Here is a 23,757-nt window from a genome sequence, read left to right as displayed (position 1 = left end):
CTCAAGGTCCGGCTGGCCATCTGCAAGGCGGCGCCCGCCTCGTCGCCGCCGAGGCGATCGGCCAATTGCAACAGGAGCCGCGGCACCACCGGCCGTGGGAACTTCGGCGCCCCGCCCCAACCGCCGAGCGCGGGGTCGAACAAGGACTCGCAGCGATCGATGAAGTCGCCGAACACCTTCTCCCCGGGAAGCCCGAGAACGACGGCCTCGCCCTCGGCTTCCTTCCGGAGGTGAGCCATCACCTGATCGGCGCTCGCCATCATCCGCGGCCGGTCGTCCCGCCACAGCCGCCCGATCTCGTCGCAAAGCCGGGGGAAGCCGGCGCGTCCATGGCGGTCTTCCGGTGGAAAATAAGTGCCGCCCACCACCGGCTTGCCCGCCGGGGTCAACCACACGCTCATCGGCCAGCCCCCCTGCCCGGTCGTCGCTTGGACGAATGCCATGTAGGTCGCATCGATGTCCGGCCGCTCCTCGCGGTCGACCTTGATGCACACGAAGTTCCGGTTCATGACCGCCGCGATCGTCTCGTTCTCGAAGCTCTCGCGCTCCATCACGTGGCACCAGTGGCAGGTCGAATAGCCGATCGAAAGGAACACCAGCTTGTCCTCCGCTTTCGCCTTCGCAAATGCATCTTCACTCCAGGGCAGCCAGTCGACCGGGTTCTCCGCGTGCTGGAGGAGGTAGGGCGAGGTCTCGTTGGCGAGGGCGTTCGGCATGGCGCAAACAAACCACGGCAGGAAAATCCCGCCTAGGGCGAATAGACGACCACCGGCCCGGTGCTGCCGCCCTGGACGCGGCGGAGCTTCTCGACCGCCTTCTTCACCGCATCCGCCGCCGCCAGCGCTTCTTCCATCGTGTTCAGGCAGGAAAACCCGAAGCGCAGGCTGCTCTTGGCCTTGGCATCGGAAAAGCCCATCGCCTTCTGCACGTGCGACGGCTGTTGCTTTCCCGTCATGCAGGCGGAGCCCGCCGAGCAGGCCACCCCCAAGTCATCGAGAAGGATCAACAACCCGGCCGCCTCGCAGCCCGAAAACGACAGGTGGCTGGTCCCCGGCAGGCGATGCAAGAGATCGCCGTTGATCGTGACGCCATCCAGTTCGCCCACCAGCTTTTCCTCGAATGCCTTGCGGAGGGCTGCCGGATTCTCCCCCGCGACCAGCCGGGCTGCCGCCATTTCCGCCGCCACCCCGAGACCGACGATCCCGGCGGTGTTCTCCGTCCCGCTTCGGCGATCCTTTTCCTGTCCACCGCCGCGGAGCATGGGTTCGAAGCGGCATCCGCTGCGGATGTACAAGGCGCCTACCCCCTTCGGTCCATGAAACTTGTGGGCGGACAATGAGAGGAAATCCACCGGGATATCGCGAACATTCACGGGGATCTTGCCAACCGCCTGGATGGCATCGGTGTAGAAGGCGAGACCATGGACCCGGGCGATCTCCAACGCTTCCGCCAGGGGCTGCACCACTCCGGTCTCGTTGTTCGCCCACATCAACGAGACGAATCCACCGCCCTCCTGCGCGGACCCGCAGGCCCGCTTCAGCTCATCGAGGTCCAGGCGACCGCCGGCATCGACACCCACCCGGGTGACCTTGTAGCCGACATCCTCGAAAGTCTCGACCGGCTTCAAGACCGCGCTGTGCTCGATCGCGCTGGTGATCACCTGACCGGTCTTGCGGCCGACCAGCCGAGCCAACCATTTCAAGGCCATGTTGGTACTCTCGGTGCCCCCGCCGGTGAATACGATCTCGCCGGGGTCGGCACCAATCAGCGCGGCCACCCGGGCCCGTGCCTCGTCGATGGCCTTGCGCGCTTCCTTCGCCCCGCGGTAGCTGGCGTTCGGATTGTGATAGCCCTCCCGCAGCCACGGCAACATGGCGTCGAGCACCTCCGGCAGCAGCGGCGTCGTCGCGTTGGCATCCAAGTAGATCACGCGCCGACACTAGGCCCGCGATCGCCCGGCGCGCAAGCGTGCCCCGGGTCCGGCAATCAATCCTCGCCGGACTCCCATGCGCGGGAAACCACGGTGTCGATGCCGCCTTGGATCTTCGACTTCGGGCCGTTCCCCGAACCTTCTTCCGAGGTGACCACCATCTGGTACTCTTCCCTCAGTACCATCGGGTAGATCAGGGAACACCAGACCTTGCCCGACTTGATCGTCGTTTCGGAATTCCGCTTGGTGCCGTCGATGTCGACCGCCCCCTTTTCGCTCAAATCGCCTGCCACGGCGAAACGTCCGCAAGGATGACCCTCCAGGGCCTCGGACGCCTCGTAGGTCAAGGTAATGCTGCCGCTGTTGCCCTCACCCGGGAAGAGCAGGGCGATCGAGCTACCGGTGAGGACGATCTTGTCGCCGCCGATCCAGCGCTTGGACGGGGAGAACCACTGGGTCCGGGGAGTCACGCCGTTCGTCGCCAAGAGCGACGGCAATTCCGGCCGCAATGCCTGCTCCAGCATCATGTTGCGGAAGTCGACCGGACCGCTCGAAGCGGGCCGCTTCCAACCGTTCGGCCCCAGCTTGAACTCGACCCTGGCCCCCACGACGTTCGAATCCGATTGCGGCGACTGGGGTTCGTCCTTTTCGGCCGCGCCCGCCTTCTTGGCCACCTCCTCGACATCAACCACCTTGCCGGCCTTCTCGATGGAGATCGCCAGCTCTCCCTTGTCCCGCTTGATCGACCCAATCCGCTCCCAGGTGCCGTCGAGCACCGACACCTGCTTGCCGAGCTCCGAAGTCGACATCACCCGGGCGCCATTGAAGGTGACACGCTCGATCAGCCGCACCTTGAGCTCCGTTGGAAAAGCAAGGTCCCGTCGAAAGCGCACTCCCTCGGCGGCCGTGTCGACTTGGCCGGCCAGCTTCGTGGAGATTTCCCCGCCCGGCGCAACCGGCGCGTCTGGATCCTTGCTGCCTTCGATTTTCTCGCGCGCTGCCTCGACCGCCTGCCGCGCCTTCTCACACGACGAGAGCGCCACCGCCATCAGCGGCAGCACAATCAGTAGGGATTTCATGACAGTCAGGTATCATGAATTGTCCAAGCTGGCGACAGGAACCTTGGAGGCCCTTGCAGCACCTTATTTTCCCTTGGCACGGCCCTTGCACGCCAACCGCTGATCCATTTCCAAGGCAGGCGAGTCCTCCCGGCTGACCCCCACCACCTGCGCCGGCACGCCCGCCACCGTGGTGTGGGGTTCTACGTCGTTCAGCACCACGCTGCCTGCCCCTACTTTCGCACCTTCGCCGATTTCCACGCGACCCAGGATTTTCGCCCCGGCGCCAAGCAGCACCCCGGAGCGGACGATCGGATGACGATCCCCGCTCTGCTTGCCGGTGCCGCCGAGGGTCACTTCGTGGAGGATCGAGACATTGTCCTCGATGATCGCCGTCTCGCCGACGACGAAACTGGTCGCGTGGTCCAGCAGGATCCCGCAGCCGATCCGTGCCGCCGGATGGATATCCACCCCGAACACCTCGCTGGCGAGACTTTGGAAATAGAGCGCGATTTCACGCCGCCCCTGCTGCCAGAGGTGATGGGAAACCCGGTAGGTGGAAATGGCCATGAAGCCCTTGAAGAACAACAAGGCTTCCAACGGCGACTGGCAGGCCGGATCCCGTTCGACGATGGCCCTCAGGTCGCGGGCCGCGCTTTCGACGAGGTGATCATCGCCACGCAGGATGCCCCCGAGCAGGGGTGCCAGCTGGTCCCGGGTCATGTCCTCACGGGCCAGCTTGCGGGCGAGGCGCTCACCCAGCGCCATCCCAAGGCATGGCTTGTTGATCACAACATCCTCCAGCAGCGGTCGCATTTGCGGTTCACTGATGGCAACGCGCTCCGCCTCTTCCTTGATCCAGGACCAGACTCCGGCCACGCCGGCCTCTCCCGACTGACAGAGACGGACATCCTTCATGCTTCCTCCCGTCCCCCCCTTGTGTTGCTTTGCCTCCATGCGCATTTCCCAAAAGCTCGACTATGCGTGCCGCGCGATGGCCCAACTGGCCAAGCGTCACGACGGCCGAACGATTACACGCCTTGACGAGCTTGCGCAACGGGAAGCCGTGTCCGCGAATTTCCTCGTGCAGATCCTCAACGACTTGCGCAGGGCCGGTTTGGTGGAGAGCCGTCGCGGCAAAAGCGGCGGTTACCTGCTGGCCAAAAAGCCGGACACCATCAACCTGAAGGAGATCGTTGATGCCGTCGAGCCATCGCTGCTCTCCTTCTCCACCCACACCGAAGGGGAAAGCGGGCCGACGGTCCGCGCCGCGTGGGAAGCCGTGGCGCAGGAGCTCAAGAATCACTTGGAACGCATCACTTTGGTCCAGTTGGCGGAGGGCAGCGAAGCCCCGATGTTCTACATCTAGGCCTCCACCTCACGGGTCCAGAAGACCAGCTCGTTTTCGACCTCCCGGCCGGCCGAATCGACTTGGCACCAAGACAGCCGGGCCTTCCATCCGGGAACTTGGGTGTAGCCCCGCTTGGTCCAGAATTCATCGTGAGGGCGATATCCCGCGGGCTTCAGCGGATGGTTGTCCGACCGGACTACCGAGCAGAAGCAGGTTTTGAAATAGCCCTGTGCCAGCGCCCATTTCTCGCGCTCGTCGAAGAAGCGATGACCGATGCCGCGCCCGCGCCACGCCGGTTCAAGCACCGACTCCCCGAAATAGAACCAATCTCCCGGCGAGATTCCCGAATCCTCGAAGGGCTTGCGGAATGCTTGGTCTGCATCCGCCAATGGCAGGCCGGTCGACACACCGACCACTTCGCCTCCCTCCTCCGCCAAGACAAACACGCTGCGTGGACAACGCGCGTAGCTTCGCAGGTAGCTCTGCTCGCTCGCGGCATCCCCCTGGTAGAGATACGGGAACCCCTTGAACACCGAGATCCTCAACCGCGCGGTGGCGTCAAGATACGGTCCGATTTCCGTCCCGCCCAAACAGTGAACCCGATGCTCCATGGACTGCTTCTGTCAAAGGGCCCGATGGACGCCAAGGCGCAAGCGCATCACTTCGCCTGCTCGAGAGGAACCACGGAAACTTCGATCTCATCCTTGCCGCGCCTGACCCGGACAGGGGTGGGCGTTCCCGGCTTGAGGAAATAGAAGGCATTCGCGGCATCCGCATAGTCCTCCAAGTGGCGGGCGCCGATCTCCAACAGCACATCCCCCGCCCGGACCCCGGCCTTGGCCGAGGGCGACCCGACCTGAACCTGCGTCACTTGGGGAACCACCGATTCCGGTTTCAACTTGAGCCCGATCCATCCGCGAGACACCCGGCCGCCGCGCTGCACGTCATCGACCACCCGCCTGACGACCTCCACCGGCAAAGCATAACCGCTTCTGGCATCCACTTCCTGGTGCGCCACGGCCATCACGCGGCCGTTGCCATCGACCAAGGGCGCGCCCGGCGACAAGACCGGCCCGCCATAATCAACGCGCAGCATCGAAATTGGCAGGATCCGCCCATTCACACGCTTCACCCGGTCCCGGATCGTAGCCGGGTCGCCTTTCAGGCTCCGGACGGCCGTGCCCGGTTCCGCGCCGGCCCCCAAGGGCAAGGCTTTGCCCGGAGGGCCCGAGATGCGGAAGACCACGACACGCGACACCTGATCCACGAAAACTTGTGCCGGAAGTTTCCGGCCGGCAAATCTCAACTGGCCGTTTCCCGCGTTGGAACCGGAGAGTGCGACGGTCACCACGTGACGGCCGTCGCCAACGGCGAACGCAGAAGAGACACTTTCCCCCCCTTCAGTGGAAAACGCGGCCGTCCAGCCCTCGTCGGCCCAAGCCCCGGGCACGATCACACAGGAAACCACCACGAGTGCCGGCAAGCACCGCCAGAAGGAGGACATCATCCGGAAAATTCCGTCAGAATTCCTGCTCGCCGGTGCTGCCTTCCGAAGAAGGGCGCAAGTCCAAGGACTGCAGCTGCTCGACTTGGATCGGCTCGACGGAGCGGATTTCGTGGCCCACGTTTGTCGCGGGAAGATTGCCCACCTGCTCGCCGCTCGGGGCGGACAAGAGGAAGGCAGCCATAACGGCGGCGTAGGCCAAGCCGGCCCCGTACGCCCACTTCGAGGTCAAACGTTCGCCAAGCCAAGCGGAAGCATCCTTCCACCACCCTTTCAGCCCCCGGTTCCGGGCCTCCTCGGCCCGGCGGCGCTGGTGAAATTCGCGGAGAAAATCATCGAAATACCCTTCCTCAGGGCGCTCATGGCGCTTGAGGGCAAGCAGGCTTCCGATTTCTTCAATTGACGGTTTCACGGCGATTGATGGTTAAATAATCTAAAATATCTCCGATCCGGCAAGGATTTTTTCAAAAATCCTCACTCCCAGTAGTCCTGCAGCTGCGACTGTAGGTGGATGTGGGCGTAGTGCAGCCGCGAGCGCACGGTCCCCTCCGAGACCTTGAGGATGCGCGCGATTTCGGCATGAGGTACGCCCTGAATGTCGAACATGGTAACCACGGTTCTATGCGCTTCTGACAGGCCCATCATGGCTTCGTTCAATCTTTTCTGGAGCTCATGCAGTTTGCTTTGCTTCTCCGGATTGGCGAGATGGCTGGAATCCACCAGCGCGGGATCCTGCTGAACCGCGGAGTCCATCTCGTTCAGACTCAGTCCCCCACCCCGCCGCTTGCGCTTTTTGAGGAAGTTCAGGGTCATGTTCACCGCGATCTGGTAGATCCAGGTGTAGAAGCTGGAGTGGCCGCGAAACCTCGGCAGCGAATGGTATGCCTTCGCGAAGATGTCCTGCAACAGGTCGTGGGTGTCCTCCTTGTGGGAGGTCATGTTGTACACGAGGCCATACAGCTTTTCGCCGTATTTGAGGATCAGGGCGTCGAACGCGCGCGTGTCGCCGCTGCGGGCGCGCGCCACGAGGTCTTCGTCCGGATCCGGCTGGAGGGAATCATCCGGCATCTTCGGGGTGGTCGGGGGGTAGGGTGAACGGGGCGAGGCTACACACCGTCACGAGGCTGTAAAGTAGCGTCATTCACACCGCGGTCGGATCCCCCCGGGCGATGACAGGAATGCCTTGCTAGACGCGGGTCCCATCTCGGCGTATCGAGCCCCCCATGATCCGCTGGTTCGCCCGGAACGACATCGCCGCGAATTTCGTGATGTTCGGCATTCTCATCTACGGAATCTGGACCGCCGTCGAGAAGGTCCCGCTGGAGGTGCAGCCGAGCATCCAGTTCGATGAGGTGCGGGTGCATGTCGACTACCGCGGCGGCAGTCCGGAAGATGTCGAGCGCAACGTGGTCATTCCGATCGAAAGCGCCCTGGAAGGCCTCGCCGGCGCCGACGAGATCAATTCGCGGGTTTCGGCAGGCCGGGGTGAAGTCAGGATCAAGGCCAGCGACCACACGGACACCCGCAAGCTCCTCGACGAAGTACAGTCGCGGGTCGACTCGATCACCAGCTTCCCCGACGAGATCGAGCCGCCGAAGCTGTTCATTCCCGATACCAACCGCTGGTTCGACGTCATCAAGATCGCCATCACCGGTGAAATGAGCGAGGACGACCTCCTCAAGGCAGCCCGCCGGGTCCGCGACGACCTCATCGAAATGCCCGGGATTTCCCAGGCGGCCATCCAGGGAGCGACCCGGAAAGAGATCTCGATCGAAGCCAACCTGGCCCGCCTCCGTGACTTCGGCCTGGGCTTCTCCGATCTTGCCGAAGCGGTGCGACGCTCGTCGATCGACCTGCCCGCCGGCCAGATCCAGACGGACGAAGGCAACCTCACCATCCGCTCGAAGGGCCAGGCCTTTGAGCGCGAGCAATTCGAGTCCATCGTGGTGCGCAGCTCCAACGGCGCCGAGGTCCATTTAAGGGACGTCGCCACGGTGAGCGACGGATTCGAGGAGAACCGCAAGATGCTGCGGTTCAACGGCCGTCCAGCCCTGCTCGTCGAGACCCTGCGGCTCAACGAGGAAAACGCCCTCGATATCGCCGCCAAGGTGAAGAACTACGTCGCGACCCAGCGGCAGCGCTTTCCGGAGGGAATCGAGCTCTTCGTCTGGGACGACAGTTCGGTCGAGCTCGAGGGACGCCTCGGCACCCTCCTGACCAGCCTCGCCCAGGGCGGCATCCTGGTGATGATCGTGCTCGGACTCTTCCTGCGCCCGTCGATCGCCCTCTGGGTCGCCCTCGGCATCCCGGTCTCCTTCGCCGGCGGATTGATCGCGATGCCCTGGTTCGGCCTCAGCGCCAACATCATGACCATCTTCGGTTTCATCATCGTGATCGGCATCGTCGTCGATGACGCGATCGTGACCTCGGAGAACGTCTACACCAAGCTGCGGGCAGGCATGGATCCCCTCGAGGCCGCCGTCGAGGGAACCAAGGAGATCGCCGTGCCCGTCACCTTCGGGGCCCTGACGACGATCGTCGCCTTTGTCCCGTTGATGTTCTTCGACGGATTCTACGGCAACTTCACCCGCCAGATCCCGCCGATCGTGGGTGCGGTGATCGTTGCCTCGCTGATCGAATCGAAACTGGCCCTGCCCTGCCACCTGAAGCACATCAAGGTCGGCCGCACCCGCTTCAACCCGATCACCCGTTTCCAGAAGCTCGTGGCCGACGGCTTGGAAACCATGATCGAGAAGTATTTCCAGCCCTCGCTGAGATTCGCGGTGCACCATCGCTACGCCACCATCTCCGTCTTTCTCGCGCTCGCCATGATCACCGTGGGTTTCGTCCACAGCGGGCGGCTCAACTTCACCAACATGCCGCAGATCGACAAGAACCGGATCATCGCCCAGGTGAGGATGCCCCGGGACACATCGATCGAGGTCACGGACGACCGCGTCGCGAGGATCGTCAGCGCGGTCGACCAGTTGAAAGAGGAATTCGTCGATCCTGGCACCGGCAAGCCGCTGATCGAGGACGTGCTCACCAGCACCGGCGGCTGGAGCGGCGGCGACGGGGTCGACCCGCGACAAGGCTTCGTGGTCGTCTCCGTCACCGATCCCGGGAAGCGCACCGTTCCGGGTGCCCAGAACCGCGAGATCGCCAAACGCTGGGTCGAACTCGTCGGCGAGATCCCCGATGCCCAGTGGTTCTCGATCCAGGGAGACCGCGGCGGTGGCTTCCGCGGCGGCGGCGACGATCTGGATGCCATCGAGATCGAGCTCCGCGGCCCGGCTTCCGAGCTGCGGGACGAGCTCGCCGAGCAAATGGAGACCCTGCTGGAGTCCTATGCCGGGATTTCCAATGCCTCCGCCGACGTGTCACGCGGCCAGAACGAACTGCACGTGACCTTGAAGCCGGAAGGCAGCGCCCTCGGGCTCACCCAGGCGGAATTGGCCCGCCAGATCCGCAGCGCCTTCTTCGGCGAGCAGGCCCAGCGGGTGCAACGGGACCGGGACGACATCCGTGTGATGGTCCGCCTGCCCCTCGACCAGCGCCAGTCCCTGCATACCCTCGACCAGCTGCACATCCGCACGCCCGACGGCGGCAACGCCCCGTTCCACACCGTCGCCGAAGGCAAGTTCGTCCCGGCCCGCTCCGACATCCAGCGGGTCGATGGCGCCCAGGTGATCAGCATCCGCGCCCAACCCGTGGACGAAACCGTCAACGTCGTCCAGATCGCGAAGGACATCGCCCCCCGCCTCGACGAAATCCTCAACCCCCACCCCGAGCTGTCGTGGCGCTTCGACGGCTACGTCGCGGAGCACGAGGAAACCACCCGCAAGACCTGGATCACCACGATCTCGCTGGGACTCGCCCTCTACGCCTTGCTCGCGGTGCCGTTCCGGTCGCTGGTCCAGCCTCTGGTGGTCATGCTGGCGATCCCCTTCGGCATCATCGGTGCGGTCGCCGGCCACATGATCCGCGACATCGACCTCTCTTTCCTGTCGGTCTTCGGAATCCTGGCCCTTGCCGGCGTGGTGGTGAACGATTCGATCGTCCTCGTGGATTTCATCAACCAGCGGCGCGCTGCCGGGAACAACCTGGTTGAGGCCGTCGTCGAATCCGGCGCACGCCGCTTCCGTCCGATCCTGCTGACCTCGCTGACAACCTTCGCCGGTTTGTTGCCGTTGATGCTGGATGACTCGCTGCAGAACCAGATGCTCGTGCCGATGGCCGTATCGCTCGGCTTCGGCCTGCTTTTCGCCACCGCGATCACCCTCTACCTCATCCCGACCGCCTATCTGGCAACCGAGGAGACCCTGGGCCACATCCGCAAGGCCTGGCAGTGGTACAAGCGGCCGTTCCAGCGCCCGGACGATGAGATGGAAGAGGAGCCCGTTCATTAACAGTTCCTGATTATTTTTCTCGCCGGTCTCCGGGGCAGGCGATAAAAGCACCTTGCTGTCCCGCATCCCCGCCCTAAGGCAATGCCACCCGCTCCCGAGCACACCCACCACATCAAGGTCCGCAGCACCCAGCTAGAAATGAACCCCGGTCAAGCCGCCGGCGGCAGGCAGGGTGAAGACGTCGAAGGCAAGCTCCGCGCCGCCCAGGTGCAGCTGGAGCAACTCCAACAACAGCGCGAGGAACTCGAGCGGCAGAAGCAGGAAGTCGAAACGCTGAACGTCCGCAAGCGCGAGTTCATCGGCGCTCAGGTCGAGCTGACCGAACGGCTTTCCTCCACCCTGACCCGCATCGACCGCGAGGTCTACGAGATGCGCCAGGAGATCGATGACCTGGAGCAATGCCGCAGTTGCTTCGCCGGGCACCTCGGCAAGCTCGAGAAGATCAATCCCGACGGCTGGACCCGCGACAACCTCGCCACCGCCCTCGAGCGGGCCATGGCCGTGGCCGATCACGCCGATGATGAGTATTCCCAGGCTGCCGAACACTTTTCCCGCTCCCGCAGCGGCAACATCTTCAACGGGGCCAAGGCGCGCCGTGTCGTCTCCGGCGACTTCGCCCGCCAGTTCCGGAACGGACTCGCGTTCAATCTGCCCATCCTCGTGCTCGGCGGTGCCGCGCTGATCGTCTACCTGCTGAAGTGATAACCGCCATGCGCCGATCCCGGAGTCCTCAAGACAGCGGCCCCGCGGACCTCGACGAGCTGAAGGCCCTCGAGGAACGGAAGCGCGCGCTTGAAGAGCAGATCCAGAGCATCAGCGCCGAGCCGGAGAAGATCCTCCGTGAAGCCCAGGAACAAGCGGCCACGCTGCCGCCGCCGGACGACCTGGCCGACCGCCGGCGCCTGCGTGAATTCGAGGAAGTCGTCTCACGGCGCCAGGTCCGCAACGAACGCCGCACCCAAGGCCGCAGCCTGCTCCTCTTGCTCCTCTTGCTGGTCGCCACCGCCCTGTTGGCGAGCTGGGTTCTGAAGCTGTTCGTCGGCTGATCCGGCGGCTTCGGACCATGGGGCGCCATTTGAATCGCACATCCCTCGCCGGTGAACCGCCGGCTGGCAGCCAGCGGACGGATGGAAGGGACCGCACCTTCTCTGGTCCCTCCATCGGTCAGCTCCCCCGAAAGTGAGGGCGGTGTCTGATCGCTACTTGCCCTATCCCGGGATTGCGCCTTACTCAGGTCATCCTCGGGAACCATGAAGAAACTCATCACACTCACCGTCGCGGCACTCCACCCGCTGCTCCTGTCCGCCAATGAACCGGATCCCGTCCTGCCGCCTTCGGAAGGATTGGATTTCATGAGCGCACTGAACGCCGCCCAGGTCCGGGCGATCGGCAGTTTCGGCATGGACTTCGACAACTCGGTTGGCGGCATCGACGACACCACCTTCGAGGCGGGCTCTTTCCTTTCCAAACCCATCGACCTCTTCGCGGGCTACGATTTCCTCGCCTACTTCAACTACGAGGCCCACTTCCTCCGCCCCGACGGCACCCTGCCAGGGATCCCCTTGCAGGACGAGGACCTGCACGAGATCGACCTCTCGATGTTCATCTACAAGATGACGCAGGACTCGCCGTGGATCACCGGCGCGTGGATCAATCCCTCGCTGGCGACCGACTTCGACAGCGTCTCCGGCGATGACTTCTTCCTCGATGTCGCCGGCTTCGCGGGCTACCGCTTCAGCGAAACCTTCCTCTTCGGCGCGGGCGTGGGAGCGCTCAACGTCACCGGCGACACCGCCGTCTATCCCGGGTTCGGCTTTGTCTGGAATCCCTGCGACGAAATCCTCGCCGTGCTCTACGGCGCGAACTTCCGCGTCGGCTGGGAACCGGTGTCGTCCTGGCGGCTCGGCTTCGAGGTGCGCCCGAACGGCGGCATCTGGAACATCGACACCGCGGCGGGATCGCGGAACATCGACTTCACCTCATTCCGGGTGGGCCTGACCTCCTCCCACCGCCTGACGGATCGGCTCTGGTTCTCCTACGGCGGCGGCGTCACCACCGGCAACACGCTGAACATCACCAACACCCGGGGCTCGAACCTCTACCAGAACCAGCTCGATGACCTCGACAGCGGCTACTACGGCTTCCTTGCCCTCGATCTCAAGGCGTGGTGATCAGGCTTCGCCTTTCTCCGCCAGGATCCGCCGCAACTCCGGCCACTGCTCGCGGCTGACGATGTAACCGATGCATCCCTCCCGCCCACAGAGGCAGGGGTGATCCTCGTAGCACTCGACGTCGAAGGCATAGTCGAAGGTCAACTCATCGCCCTCGGCGATGTCCGTCAGGGCGTGGATGAAGATCCGCTTCCCGTCGATCCAGGCCTCGCAGTTGGGCGCGCAGGAGTGGTTGATCAGGCGGGCCGTGTTCCATGGCACGTTGCCGTCGATGTCCCAATGATCCGTCAGGGTGAAGATGTAGACGGCGGCGTCCCCCGTCTCCTGCGAGCGGGCGTGCTGGGCCCACGCCCGCTTCTCGCTCTCCTTCTTGTCGATGATCTCGCCGACATATTCGATGATCCGGGTGCCGGCGGGAATTTCCTGCGTGGCATAAACCCCGCGGCCGTGGATCCGCGAGTTCCGGACCTCGCACAGCTCGCTCTGGCCGCGGGTCCACAGCTGCTTGAGCTTCTTCACCAACCGCGATTCCTCGGTGAGCTTCTTTGATTTCTTGGCCATGGGGTCGTGTCCGGCGGGGGCTCTCACTTCACCTCCGAACCCTTCCGCTCGATCGGCGGGAGTTCCATCGTGTCCGGCAGGGTGAAGAACAAACGCCGGAGTTCGGGGACGGTCACGCTCGCCCCGTCGATGAAGGTCCAGTCGTTCTTGTCCTTGTCCGAGATCGCCACCTGGAAGCCGGTGGTGGTGATGACCACGAACTTCGGCAACTCGCCGTTCTCGCCGGGCTTGGTGATGCGGTACTCGGTGACGGTCGGAATCAGCAGCAACCATTGCTTGAAGCTCATCTTCTCCACCTCCCGGCCGCCTTCGACCACCGTCTTCTTCCCCGCGCCGACCTCGTAGGCGATGGGCTTGCCGGTCGGACGGAACGACATCAGCTGGACGCCGTTCTCGGTCATCATCTTTCCGATGCTCGCGAGCTTCGCCTCCAGCCTCGCCATGCCGCCTTCCCGCTTGGCGACGTTTTCCTTCCACTGCGGATACATCCGCTCGATCGCCACCTGGTGCTTGCCGAGCACCACCTGTTCGCCCAGCGCCTTCACCGCGGCAACCGCGGAAGCGGTGACCTCGGGCGGTGCCACGGTCTGGGCGCGAAGGCCCGCGGGGACAAGCAGGCAGAGCGCGGCTGCCGTCAGCATGGAACGTATCATGACGCATGGATGAACCGCCCCTCCCCCGCCGTCAAGCGCTCCAAAATCCCGCCCCGGCGCGGATTTTAAAAAACGTTATTCACAAGGCGTGAATCCGCTTTGCTTCCCCGGGCCGCTTTGCCAACCTCCGCGCCCCATGTCCAAACAGGCACTCGGAAAAGGCCTCGGTGCTTTGATCCGCAAACAACCCGGCACCCCCGCCAACGATTCAAACGCCGATGGCGTCGGCCGCGCCCGCGAGGTGCCGATCGATCGTGTCGTTCCGAGCCCGCTCCAGCCCCGGACCCATTTCATCGAGACGCCCCTGGACGAACTGGTCGAGTCGATCCGCCAGCATGGGATCATCCAGCCGCTCATCGTCCGCGTCGTCGACGGCAAGTTCGAGCTGATCGCCGGTGAACGCCGCTGGCGCGCCTCCAGGAAACTGGGACTCTCCACCGTGCCGGTGATCGAACGCGAGGCGTCCGACCGGGATGTCCTGGAAATGGCTCTCATCGAGAACCTCCAGCGCGAGGATCTCAACGCCATCGAGGAAGCCGCAGGCTATGTGCGCCTGGCCAGGGAGTTCTCGATGAAGCAGGAGGAGATCGCCACCCGCGTCGGCAAGTCCCGCGCCAGTGTCGCCAACGCGATGCGCCTGCTCGACCTCCACCCCGATGTCCAGCGCCTCGTCGCCCAAGGACGCCTCAGCGTCGGTCACGGCAAGGCCATCCTCTCGATCAAGGACAAGGATGCCCAACTCCTGGCGTCCGACCAGATCCTCAAGAAAGGAATGAATGTCCGCGCCGCCGAGAAGCTGGCCCAGACCTTCGACCCTTCCGGCGGTTCGGACGAAGGCAAGCCGCAGGCCGCGGCCAGCAGCCCCGCTGCGCCCAACGCCCACTTCAGCGCACTCCAGAACAAGCTGCGCGACCGCTTCGCCACCCACGTCTCCATCCACCACGGGGCGAAGAAAGGGAAGATCGAGCTGGAATACTACGGCGACGACGATCTCCAACGGCTACTCGACCTGCTCGGCATCGAAGACCTCTGAAGCCCCGGCCCGCTTCCTTCCGCCTGCCGTGAAACGCGCCCCACTCGCGCTGCTGCTCGTACTCGCCATCGCGGTGGGCGCTTGGTTCCACTACGGCAAACAGGGCGCCGAGGACATCCCGACCCGGCTGGCTTACAGCGCAATCCCCGCGGAGCTGGCCGCCGGGTTTTCAGGCGACAACGCACTTGCTCACGTCCGTGCACTCGACGAACTGGGCCCCCGGCCGCCCGCCAGCCCCGGCTACGAGAAAGCCCTCGCCTACCTCGAGGCCGAGTTTTCCCGCCATGGCTGGACCGCGGTCCGCCAAACCTTCTCGCGCGGCACCCCGAAGGGTCCGGTCACCTTCACCAATCTCCTCGCCCGCCACACCGCCGGCGGCATCGATTGGAGCAAATCGACCCCGGTCGTGATCGGCGGCCACCTCGACAGCAAGGCGATCGACGCCTTCACCTTCACCGGAGCCAACGACGGCGGCTCGTCGACCGGCGTGATCCTCGAACTCGCCCGCGTCCTCGCCGGCGATCCCGCGGCGGCGGCCAAGGTCGAGTTCGTCCTGTTCGACGGCGAAGAGGCGTTGCTGCCGAACATCACGCCCACCGACGGCCTCTACGGCAGCAAGTACTACGCGCATGAGATTTTGAAGCGCACCAGCTGGCCCGCGCTCGGCATCGTGCTGGACCTGGTCGGCGACTCGTCCCACGGATTCTACTACAACATCGAAGCCACGGACGCCATCGCCGCCGCCGTGGAGAAGGCCGCCGCCGACTCGGAATTCAAGCTGCGCCGGTCCCCCGGCCCGATCCTCGACGACCACGTGCCGCTGCAGAACACCGGACTCCCCTGCCTGCACATCATCGGCGACTTCATGAACATGCCCTACTGGCACCAGGAAGGCGACACCATCGAGGTCATCGACGCCGCGGCCCTCGAAAAGACCGGCCGCACCACCCTGCGCTTCCTGGCCGGCGTGGCTCCTTAAACGGCCTGCCCGGTCATCGGCCAAAGCTTGGCCACCAACGGCTCCTGCGCCGCCTCCATCGCCGCCCGTTCGGCCGGATCCTCGTCTTCGTGGCCGGCCAGATGCAACAGCCCGTGCACGATGTAGCGCAGCAGTTCGCGGAGCGGCGGTTCGCCGTTTTCCTCGGCCTGGCGGAAGGCGACCTCCACTCCGATGACAATCTCGCCGTGATGGAAGGTGATCACGTCGGTCTCGCCGGGGATGCCCATGAACTGCTCGTGAACCCGGGCACTGGTTTCGTCATCGACCAATGCGACCTCGACGCAATCGTGCTCTGGCAGCGGAGCGTCATCTGTCGCGAGGTGCGCGGCGAGGATCTCCTTGGCGGCGAGCGCGCCGCTCCGTTCCAAGGCCGTCAGCCAGGCCTCCGGAATCTCGGTGACCGACTGGTTGTTGCCGACGATGAGTTCCGGGTTCATCGCTTCAAGATGCACGCCGCTGCCGCATGCTCACCGGCGGCACCGGCTGGGTCTTTACCGGCTGGGTCTTCGACCCGTTCGATGCACCGCCGCTGGTCTTGCGCTCCAGATCGGACTTGGTCCCGCCCTTGGTCCGCTCGTCGTCCTTCGGATAGTCGATGCGGGTATGGAGCATGCTTCGCAAGGTCGCGCAGAAACTGTCCTTGACCTTCGCAAGGTCGCGCAGGCTCAGGAAGCATTCGTTGAGCTGGCCGTCGCAGACCCGCCCGTCGACCAGGTCTTCCACCAGCGCCCGGATCTTCGCCGGGGTGGGCTTCTTCAGGCTTCGCGAGGCGCTCTCGACGATGTCCGCGAGGCTGACGATGCCGCTCTCTCGGGTGCGCGGCCGCGGCCCCGGGTAGCGGAAATTCTTCTCGTCGATCTTCGGCAGGTCCTCGGGGTTCTCGATCCCCTTCTCCACCTTCTCCATCTCCGCCTTCTTCTGTTCCTGGGCGCGGCGGTAGAAGTAGCTCACCAAGGAATCGCCGTGGTGCTCCTGGATGATGTCGATCACCCGCGGGTTGAGCTTGTGCTTCACCGCCAGGTCGACGCCGTCCTTGACGTGGGCGATGATGATCAGCGCGCTCATCGTGGGCGTCAGCGAGTCATGCGGGTTCTCGATGCCGTCGCCCTGGTTCTCGATGAAATACTCCGGCTTGCTCAGCTTGCCGATGTCGTGGAAGTAAGCCGACACCCGGCACATTGCCGCATTGGCGCCGACCGCCTCGGCTGCCGCCTCGGACAGCGACGCGACCACCAGGCTGTGGTGGAAGGTCCCCGGCGCCTCGAGCTGCAAGCGGCGCAGCAACTTGTGGTTGAGATCGCTCAGCTCCAGCCAGGAAATGTCGGTGGTCAACTGGAAGGTCCCTTCCAGCACCGGCAGCAGACCGCTGACCAACAGCGCGATCACGATCCCGGTGCCCAGCGCCGCCATCGAGCTCAATCCGGCCAGCTTCAGGCCTTCCAGGTGATCCTGCATCCCCGGCATCAGGTCGATCCGCCCGAACATCACCGAGAGCAACAGCGCCGCCATCCCGGCATACACCCCGGCCCTCAACAGCTGGACGCGCTTCCGGACCCGGTGCACCGATTGGACCGCCACCAGCCCGCAGACCAGGCTGACGGTGAGATAAAGCAGGACATCCTGCTTGGGCATCACCAACGAGCCCAGCAAGGCCGCGTAAACGGTCGAAAAGGTCCCGATCGCCCGCCCCAGCAAGACCGCGTGAACCATCGGCGTCAGCGCAAACGGGATCAGCAGGAACTTCATCTCCCCGGGCAGGTCGTTCGCATCGACCATGAAGGAAATGCCGCGCACCACCGCCAGGTGACCGACCAGCCCCCCGAGCACCAGCAGCACCCGGCCGTTGCGCTGCGCGACGGTCTCATAGTTCGCCTGCACGATCGCCACCGCGGTGGCGGCGAGCACGAACCCGAACAGGGCCCCGCGCAGCGGATCGTCCGCAAAATTCGAGTCCGACGCCGCGCGCAGCACCATCACGCCGATCCCCGCCGCGAAGGCGAGGTAGAGGGAAATCCGCACCCACATGCTGCGGTCCAGCGTCAATGCCACCGGATTTTCGGCGTGGGTCCGGCGTTTGCGCCCGGACGACATGCCGCGACGCGCCAGACGCCAGCGTTTGAAAGAATCAATGAATCCCACGGAATGGCAACGGGGTTGCTGGAAGGGGGCTGTGGACGTCTTACGCCCGCCAGCGGGGTGCTCGTTACGCGATTCGACCCCCACTTGCAATGCGCAAATCTCCGCAGGTGAGCGGGCTCCCGGGCAGAATCCGGCACCGGACAACCACCCGTGCCCCACTCTTCACCAGCACCTTACACGGATGAACTGCGATGCGACTCATAGGCATCGATGATCCGCCCGACCACCGGGTGCCGGACCACGTCCGCACCGCTAAACCGCACGAAGTCAATCCCTTGCACCCCGGCCAGGGCCTTCTCCGCCTCGAACAGGCCGGACGGGACGTTCGCCTTGAGGTCCAGCTGCGATCCATCGCCGGTCACAACCATCCGGGAGTCCTCGCCGAGACGGGTCAAGGCCATGAACATCTGCTCGCGCGTGGTATTCTGCGCCTCGTCCAGGATCACAAAGGATCGCGCCAGGGTCCGCCCCCGCATGAAGGCGAGAGGCGCGATCTCGATCGTGCCGTCCGCCAGATAGCGCTCCCCTTCCTCGTGGCCGATCATGTCGTGGATCGCGTCGTAGAGCGGGCGCAGGTAGGGGGCCACTTTTTCGCGCAAGTCACCGGGCAGAAAGCCCAGGGCCTCGCCGGCCTCCACCGCCGGGCGGGTCAGCACCACCCGGCCCACCCGCTTCGCCTTCAGCAACGACAAGCCCATCGCCATCGCCAGATAGGTCTTCCCCGTTCCCGCCGGGCCGAGGCCGAAGACCACATCGTTCTGGTCGATCGATTTCAGGTACTCGAGCTGGCGCGGAGTCTTTGGCACCACCGGCTTGCGGCCGCGCATGCCAAGCAGGCGCACGTTCGCAAGCTCCGAAACCGAGCCGCCGCCGCCGGCCCCCATGTCGACCGCCAGGCGAAAGTCCCGGGCGCTGATCTCGGTGCCCTGCCGCCGCGCCTGCTCCAGGTCGGCGAAGATTTCCGTCGCCCGCTTGACCCCGTCCTCCGGCCCCGCCAACAAGATCCATCCGTCGCGGGTCACGGTGCGGATTCCGGTCTTTTCCTCGAGATAGCGGAGCTCCTTGGCATCGTTCGCAAACAGCGAATGTAAGAACGGTGCGGTTTCATACTCCAACTTCGTCTCCACGTCCGACTCGCTCATCACCCCCGATCTAACGATTCCCCCGGCCCCGGTCAGCCCCAAAATCCACCCGTGCCATATGACACGGGAATTCCCTTGCAAACCCCTCCCCCAGCAACTTTTTCAGACGCACCCCGCGGACGGCATCGCTCCGCCCTGCGTCTACCAAAGACCAAGAAACTCCCATGATCGAAGTCGAGAACCTGTCCAAGCAGTTCGGAAAGAAGACCGCAGTCGATCACCTCTCGTTTTCCGTCAGGAAAGGTGAAGTGCTCGGCTTCCTCGGCCCCAACGGCGCCGGCAAATCCACCACCATGCGGATGGTCACCGGGTTCCTCCCGCCGACCTCCGGCGACGCCAAGATCTGCGGCATTTCCATCGTCGACCAACCGTCCGAGGCGAAGCGCAAGATCGGCTACCTGCCCGAGTCCGCGCCCCTCTACAACGACATGACCGTCATCGCCTTCCTGCGCTTCTGCGCCGAGGCCCGCGGCCTGTCCGGCAACACCCGCAACGACGCCGTCGCGCGGTCGATCGAGACCTGCTTCCTGCAAAGCGTCGCCTACCAGTCGATCGACACCCTTTCCAAGGGCTACCGCCACCGGACCTGCCTCGCCCAGTCGTTGCTCCACGACCCCGAGGTGCTGATCCTCGACGAGCCGACCGACGGCCTCGACCCGAACCAGAAACACGAGGTCCGGCAGCTGATCAAACGCCTCGGCGAAACCAAGGCGATCCTGTTCTCCACCCACATCCTCGAGGAGGTCGAGGCCGCCTGCTCCCGCGCCGTGATCGTCGACCGCGGCAAGATCGTCGCCGACGGCACCCCGACGGAGCTGATCGCCCAGTCCGGCACCGGCTCGCTGACCGACCTGTTCCGCAAGGTCACCACCCTCGACACCGCCGCCTGAGCCCCACCCTTCCTCTCCATGAAAAACGTCTGGACCATCTTCAAGCGCGAGCTTTTCAGCTACTTCAACCACCCCATCGCCTACGCGGTGATCGTGGTGTTCCTGCTCCTCTCCATGATCTTCGCCTTCACGCTGGGCGGCTTCATGGAGGTTCAGGATGCGTCGCTGACCTACTCCTTTTTCGCCTACCTGCCCTTTGTCCTGATGGTGCTGGTGCCGGCCGTCGGCATGCGCCTGCTGGCCGAGGAACACCGCAGCGGCACCATCGAGCTGCTCGGCACCATGCCGATCTCGATGGGCTCGGTCATCTTCGGCAAGTTCCTCGCCGCCGCCACCATCTGGCTGGTCGCGCTGCTGCTGACCTTCCCGATCTGGATCACCGTCAACTGGTTCGGTGACCCGGACAACCTGACGATCATCTCCGGCTACCTCGGCGGCTTCCTGGTCGCCTGCTGCTTCCTCGCGATCACCCTGCTGGTCTCCGCCTTCACGCGCGACCAGGTGATCTGCCTGATCGTCGCCGCCACCATCTGCATCGGCATCGTCCTCGGCACCTTCGATCCCTTCGTCCGCGCCTACTCCAAGGCGCTGCCCGCCGGGGTGTCCGACGCGATCCGCTCGCTCGGCGTCTGGGATCATTACATGTCCCTCGCCCGCGGAGCCTTCCGCCTGCAGGACGCCGTCTGGTTCGGTTCCATCATCCTGGCCTGCCTGCTCGGCACCAGCACCATCCTCACCGCCAAGCGCGCCTGAAACCCTCCTTTCCTTTTCCTGAACCATGAGCACGGAAGCAAAAACCGTCCATCCCATGACCCGGGCGATCCTCGCGATCGCCGCCCTGGTGGTAATCGTCATCGCCGCCAACCTGCTGGTCTCCTCGCTCGGCATCGGCCACAAGAACGCCGACTTCACCGAAAACAAGGTCCACACCCTGTCCGACGGCACCAAGGGCATCCTCAAGGAGCTCGGCGCGCCGGTGGTCATCCGCTACTACGCCACTCGTAGCTCGGACTACATGCCCGAGGCCCTGAAGCTCCACATGCGCCGGGTCGACGACCTGCTGGCGGAGTACCAGAACCTCTCCGGCGGCAAGCTGCGCGTCGAGGAACTCGATCCGCAGCCCGACACCGACGCCGAGGACTCGGCCAACCTCGACGGCATCCGCGGCCAGAGCTTCGACGACCAGAACCTCTACTTCGGCATGGCCATCACCTGCCTCGACCGGACCTCGACCATCCCGTTCATCGACCCGAACAACGAGACCATGCTGGAGTACCAGATCTCGCGGGCGATTTCCGAGGTGTCCCGGCCCGACAAGCCGGTGATCGGCCTGATGGCCGGCATTCCCATCACCGGCGGCCCCGCCATGATGCCCGGCCAGCCCGGCCAGCGCCCCTGGGTCATCTACCAGCAGCTCACCCAGTCCTACGACGTCCGTGACCTGACGATGACGCCGGAGAAGATCGATGCCGACATCGACATCCTGCTCGTCTTCCACCCGGCCGGCATCACGCCGGAGGCCGAGTTCGCCATCGACCAGTACGTGCTCGGCGGTGGCACCGTCATCGCCTGCATCGACCCATACTCGGTGGCCGCCCAGATGGCCCAGCCCGCCAATCCGATGATGGGCCAGGCCGGCCTGCCGACCGCCTCGACCCTGCCCACCCTGCTCAAGGCCTGGGGCGTCACCATGAGCACCGAGGTCGTCGGCGACGAAAAGTTCCAGACCACGATGAGCGGCAACCGCCCCGGCCTCGCGGTCCTCACCGTGCCGCAGGAAGGCATGCCCCAGGAAGACAACGTGATCACCCGCGACCTCAACAGCCTGGTGTTCTTCCTGCCCGGCGGCTTGACCAAGTCCGGCGACGGCGGCGTCGCCATCGACACCCTCGTCAAGTCCTCCGGCAAGGCGGGCCTTGTCGACACGATGAAGGCATCCCAGCTCGATCCGGTCATGGCCCGCAACTTCCGCGGCACCCAGGCCTACGACCTCGTGATGCACCTCTCCGGCAGCTTCAAGACCGCCTTCCCCGACGGCAAGCCCGGCGAGAAGGCCGCCGACGAGGAGAAAAAGGACACCGAGGGCAAGGACGAGGAGAAACAGGCGGAGGAAAAGAAGGACGAGAAGCCTTCCCACCTCGTCCAGGCCGAAAAGACCGGCAACGTCTTCCTGATCTCCGACATCGACGCCTTCTTCGACCAGTTCTCCTACCGCGTGCAGAATTTCGGCGGCGGCATGCAGATCGCCCAGCAGGTCAACGGCAACCCCTCGCTGCTGTTCAACATCATCGACCAGGCCGCGTCCTCGACCCACCTGATCGGCGCCCGCAGCCGCGCCGCGATCGCCCGCCCCTTCACCAGGATCAAGGAACTCGAAGCCGAGGCCAACAAGCGCGTCGGCGACAAGATCGCGGAATTCGAGACCCAGGCCGAAGAGGCCCAGCGCAAGCTCAACGACCTGCAGGCCCAGAAAGCCGCCGGCTCCGAGCTTTCCCTCTCGCCTGAACAGGAGGCCGAAATCCGCAACCTCCGCAAACAGGAAGTGGAGGCCCGCAAGGGCGTCCGCGAGCTGCAGAAGGACCTCCGCCGCGACAAGGACAAGCTGGCGGGCAACGCCCTCTTGCTGAACATCTTCACGATGCCCTTGGTCGTCATCCTGTTCGGGATCGGCCTGCTCGTGAAGCGCCGCACCGCCACCCGCGCCCGCTAATCCCTCACCACCCAACACTGACCCACTCCAGCCATGAACAAACGACAAGTCGTTGTCCTCTGGATCATCGCGATCATCCTCGCCGTGGCCGCTTTCTTCGCACGGACCAACACCTCGAAGGGCTTTGAAAGCAACACCAAGCGCGACCGCGGCCAGACGCTCATCGCCGACCTGCCCGCCGGCGACGTCGCCAAGATCCAGGTCACGTCCGGGGAAGACTCCGCCACCCTCGTCCGCAAGGACGGCAGCTGGTCGGTGGAAAACCGCGACGGCTACCCGGCCAGCGTCACCCAGGTGAACGAGTTCCTCCGCGGCCTCGCCGAGGTCAAGGTCACCCAGGGCATCGAGACCGAGCCGTCCTTCGCCCCGCGCTTCGGCATGGATCCCGATGCCAAGGATGCCGTGGACCGCGGGATCGACGTCGTGCTTTCCAATGACGCCGGCACCGAGCTGGCCCACGTCTCCTTCGGCAAGAACCTCGAGTCGGGCGGCGACCCGATGAGCATGATGGGTGGCGGCGCTTCCGGCCGCTTCATCCGCAATCACGCCGACGAATCCGGCATCTACGTGGTCAGCGAGCTCTTCCCCTCGCTGTCACCGGAACCCAAGCGCTGGCTGAAGGACGACTTCATCAAGATCGAGAAGATCAAGAGCATCACCGTCAGCCCCGAAGCCAAGGCCGGCGACGTCGCCTGGAAAGTGACCCGCGACGACGAATCCGCCGAGTTCACGCTCGAAGGTGCCAAGGACGGCGAGACGGTCAGCACCTCCGCGACCAGCCCGCTGAAGAGCCTGTTTTCCTACGCCCGCTTCGAGGACGTCGTCCCCGAGGACCAGGTCGACGAGCTCGGCAACCTGCTCAAGAAGCGGACCGTGGTCATCGAGACCTTCGAAGGCTTCACCTACACCATCGGCATCACCCCGGTCTATCCGGACAAGGAAGAGCCCGCCATGTCGGAGGACGCTCCGCCGGAGCAAACCTTCCTGATGACCGTCGATGTCACCGCCGACCTTCCCGCCGAGCGCAAGAAGGACGAGCAAGAGACCGAGGATGACGCCAAGGCCAAGGACGAGGCCTTCAAGAAGCGCCACGAAGAGCTGGAGCAGCGACTGGCCGCCGACAAGAAGTTCGCCGGCATCGTGTTCCGCGTCGGCAGCTACACCGTCAGCGCCGTGATGAAGGAACGCGATGAACTGATCGAGAAG

At 64.5% G+C, this 23,757-nt stretch carries 24 protein-coding genes; 12 read left to right on the top strand and 12 right to left on the bottom strand.

From position 1 onward, the window contains the following. From IG178_RS03055 to cysE, 4 genes are all read right to left on the bottom strand, one after another. Positions 1–716, bottom strand: a 716-nt coding sequence (locus IG178_RS03055; protein ID WP_193211033.1) for a thioredoxin domain-containing protein, incomplete at its 3' end; no start/stop codon positions are given. 32 nt (positions 717–748) lie between these two features. Then, positions 749–1,930 (bottom strand): aminotransferase class V-fold PLP-dependent enzyme, encoded by a 1,182-nt coding sequence (locus IG178_RS03050; protein ID WP_193211032.1) that lies wholly within the window; start codon positions 1,928–1,930, stop codon positions 749–751. A 56-nt stretch (positions 1,931–1,986) separates the two neighbouring features. Next, complete coding sequence (locus tag IG178_RS03045; RefSeq protein ID WP_193211031.1) at positions 1,987–3,009, bottom strand: hypothetical protein; 1,023 nt, start codon at positions 3,007–3,009, stop codon at positions 1,987–1,989. 63 nt (positions 3,010–3,072) lie between these two features. After that, a complete protein-coding gene (cysE, locus tag IG178_RS03040; RefSeq protein WP_193211030.1) occupies positions 3,073–3,906 on the bottom strand; it encodes a serine O-acetyltransferase in 834 nt (277 codons plus the stop codon). Between cysE and IG178_RS03035 the strand changes: the two genes are divergently transcribed. Continuing rightward, positions 3,905–4,357, top strand: coding sequence for an RrF2 family transcriptional regulator (locus IG178_RS03035; protein ID WP_193211029.1), 453 nt, complete (start codon positions 3,905–3,907; stop codon positions 4,355–4,357). The genes cysE and IG178_RS03035 overlap by 2 nt on opposite strands. Here the strand turns inward: IG178_RS03035 and IG178_RS03030 are convergent. Together IG178_RS03030 and IG178_RS03025 are read right to left on the bottom strand one after the other, a co-directional pair. Beyond that, positions 4,354–4,950, bottom strand: a complete 597-nt coding sequence (locus IG178_RS03030) for a GNAT family N-acetyltransferase (protein WP_193211028.1) — start codon at positions 4,948–4,950, stop codon at positions 4,354–4,356. The genes IG178_RS03035 and IG178_RS03030 overlap by 4 nt on opposite strands. Positions 4,951–4,997: 47 nt before the next feature. Beyond that, positions 4,998–5,435, bottom strand: a complete 438-nt coding sequence (locus tag IG178_RS03025) for a S1C family serine protease (RefSeq protein ID WP_193211027.1) — start codon at positions 5,433–5,435, stop codon at positions 4,998–5,000. 307 nt (positions 5,436–5,742) lie between these two features. Between IG178_RS03025 and IG178_RS03020 the strand changes: the two genes are divergently transcribed. Further along, positions 5,743–6,246: a hypothetical protein gene (locus IG178_RS03020; protein WP_193211026.1), complete on the top strand. Its 504-nt coding sequence runs from the start codon at positions 5,743–5,745 to the stop codon at positions 6,244–6,246. Between the two features lie 71 nt (positions 6,247–6,317). Here IG178_RS03020 and IG178_RS03015 read toward each other — a convergent pair whose 3' ends face one another. Continuing rightward, positions 6,318–6,911: a sigma-70 family RNA polymerase sigma factor gene (locus IG178_RS03015; protein ID WP_193211025.1), complete on the bottom strand. Its 594-nt coding sequence runs from the start codon at positions 6,909–6,911 to the stop codon at positions 6,318–6,320. Positions 6,912–7,066: 155 nt separating this feature from the next. Between IG178_RS03015 and IG178_RS03010 the strand changes: the two genes are divergently transcribed. The 4 genes from IG178_RS03010 (at position 7,067) to IG178_RS02995 (ending at position 12,423) form a co-directional block, all read left to right on the top strand. Next, complete coding sequence (locus IG178_RS03010) at positions 7,067–10,252, top strand: efflux RND transporter permease subunit (RefSeq protein ID WP_193211024.1); 3,186 nt, start codon at positions 7,067–7,069, stop codon at positions 10,250–10,252. An 81-nt stretch (positions 10,253–10,333) separates the two neighbouring features. Continuing rightward, positions 10,334–10,954, top strand: coding sequence for a hypothetical protein (locus IG178_RS03005; RefSeq protein ID WP_193211023.1), 621 nt, complete (start codon positions 10,334–10,336; stop codon positions 10,952–10,954). 8 nt (positions 10,955–10,962) lie between these two features. Continuing rightward, positions 10,963–11,298 (top strand): hypothetical protein, encoded by a 336-nt coding sequence (locus tag IG178_RS03000; RefSeq protein ID WP_193211022.1) that lies wholly within the window; start codon positions 10,963–10,965, stop codon positions 11,296–11,298. Between the two features lie 204 nt (positions 11,299–11,502). After that, positions 11,503–12,423 (top strand): DUF6268 family outer membrane beta-barrel protein, encoded by a 921-nt coding sequence (locus IG178_RS02995; RefSeq protein WP_193211021.1) that lies wholly within the window; start codon positions 11,503–11,505, stop codon positions 12,421–12,423. On the opposite strand, the gene IG178_RS02990 is transcribed toward IG178_RS02995, so the two are convergent. Continuing rightward, positions 12,424–12,984 carry an SET domain-containing protein gene (locus tag IG178_RS02990; protein WP_193211020.1) on the bottom strand — a complete coding sequence of 187 codons (561 nt, stop codon included), beginning with the start codon at positions 12,982–12,984 and terminating at the stop codon, positions 12,424–12,426. A 23-nt stretch (positions 12,985–13,007) separates the two neighbouring features. Further along, positions 13,008–13,637 (bottom strand): hypothetical protein, encoded by a 630-nt coding sequence (locus tag IG178_RS02985; RefSeq protein WP_193211019.1) that lies wholly within the window; start codon positions 13,635–13,637, stop codon positions 13,008–13,010. 136 nt (positions 13,638–13,773) lie between these two features. Here IG178_RS02985 and IG178_RS02980 point away from each other — a divergent pair, with 136 nt between their 5' ends. Together IG178_RS02980 and IG178_RS02975 are read left to right on the top strand one after the other, a co-directional pair. Further along, the gene (locus tag IG178_RS02980; protein ID WP_193211018.1) at positions 13,774–14,670 is read left to right on the top strand and encodes a ParB/RepB/Spo0J family partition protein; all 897 of its coding nucleotides are present in this window, start codon (positions 13,774–13,776) and stop codon (positions 14,668–14,670) included. Between the two features lie 28 nt (positions 14,671–14,698). Beyond that, positions 14,699–15,649 (top strand): M28 family peptidase, encoded by a 951-nt coding sequence (locus IG178_RS02975; protein ID WP_193211017.1) that lies wholly within the window; start codon positions 14,699–14,701, stop codon positions 15,647–15,649. Here IG178_RS02975 and ybeY read toward each other — a convergent pair. The 3 genes from ybeY to IG178_RS02960 form a co-directional block, all read right to left on the bottom strand. Beyond that, positions 15,646–16,107 carry an rRNA maturation RNase YbeY gene (gene ybeY / locus IG178_RS02970; RefSeq protein WP_193211016.1) on the bottom strand — a complete coding sequence of 154 codons (462 nt, stop codon included), beginning with the start codon at positions 16,105–16,107 and terminating at the stop codon, positions 15,646–15,648. The two genes, IG178_RS02975 and ybeY, sit on opposite strands and share 4 nt — an antisense overlap. A gap of 4 nt (positions 16,108–16,111) precedes the next feature. Further along, positions 16,112–17,719 (bottom strand): HDIG domain-containing metalloprotein, encoded by a 1,608-nt coding sequence (locus IG178_RS02965; protein ID WP_193211015.1) that lies wholly within the window; start codon positions 17,717–17,719, stop codon positions 16,112–16,114. A 263-nt stretch (positions 17,720–17,982) separates the two neighbouring features. Beyond that, positions 17,983–18,951 (bottom strand): PhoH family protein, encoded by a 969-nt coding sequence (locus IG178_RS02960; protein WP_193211014.1) that lies wholly within the window; start codon positions 18,949–18,951, stop codon positions 17,983–17,985. 164 nt (positions 18,952–19,115) lie between these two features. Here IG178_RS02960 and IG178_RS02955 point away from each other — a divergent pair, with 164 nt between their 5' ends. The 4 genes from IG178_RS02955 to IG178_RS02940 all read left to right on the top strand — a co-directional run. Then, positions 19,116–19,841 carry an ABC transporter ATP-binding protein gene (locus tag IG178_RS02955; protein WP_193211013.1) on the top strand — a complete coding sequence of 242 codons (726 nt, stop codon included), beginning with the start codon at positions 19,116–19,118 and terminating at the stop codon, positions 19,839–19,841. An 18-nt stretch (positions 19,842–19,859) separates the two neighbouring features. Continuing rightward, positions 19,860–20,594 (top strand): ABC transporter permease, encoded by a 735-nt coding sequence (locus IG178_RS02950; RefSeq protein ID WP_193211012.1) that lies wholly within the window; start codon positions 19,860–19,862, stop codon positions 20,592–20,594. A gap of 25 nt (positions 20,595–20,619) precedes the next feature. Next, the gene (locus IG178_RS02945; RefSeq protein ID WP_193211011.1) at positions 20,620–22,551 is read left to right on the top strand and encodes a Gldg family protein; all 1,932 of its coding nucleotides are present in this window, start codon (positions 20,620–20,622) and stop codon (positions 22,549–22,551) included. Positions 22,552–22,584: 33 nt separating this feature from the next. Then, the coding region (locus tag IG178_RS02940; RefSeq protein ID WP_193211010.1) for a DUF4340 domain-containing protein at positions 22,585–23,757 on the top strand (1,173 nt) is incomplete at its 3' end.

The organism is Neoluteolibacter marinus (assembly GCF_014904755.1).
Classification (GTDB): domain Bacteria; phylum Verrucomicrobiota; class Verrucomicrobiia; order Verrucomicrobiales; family Akkermansiaceae; genus Haloferula; species Haloferula marina.
The sequence above is the reverse complement of the archived record's forward strand: the minus strand, read 5'-3'. Positions and strand labels throughout refer to the sequence as shown.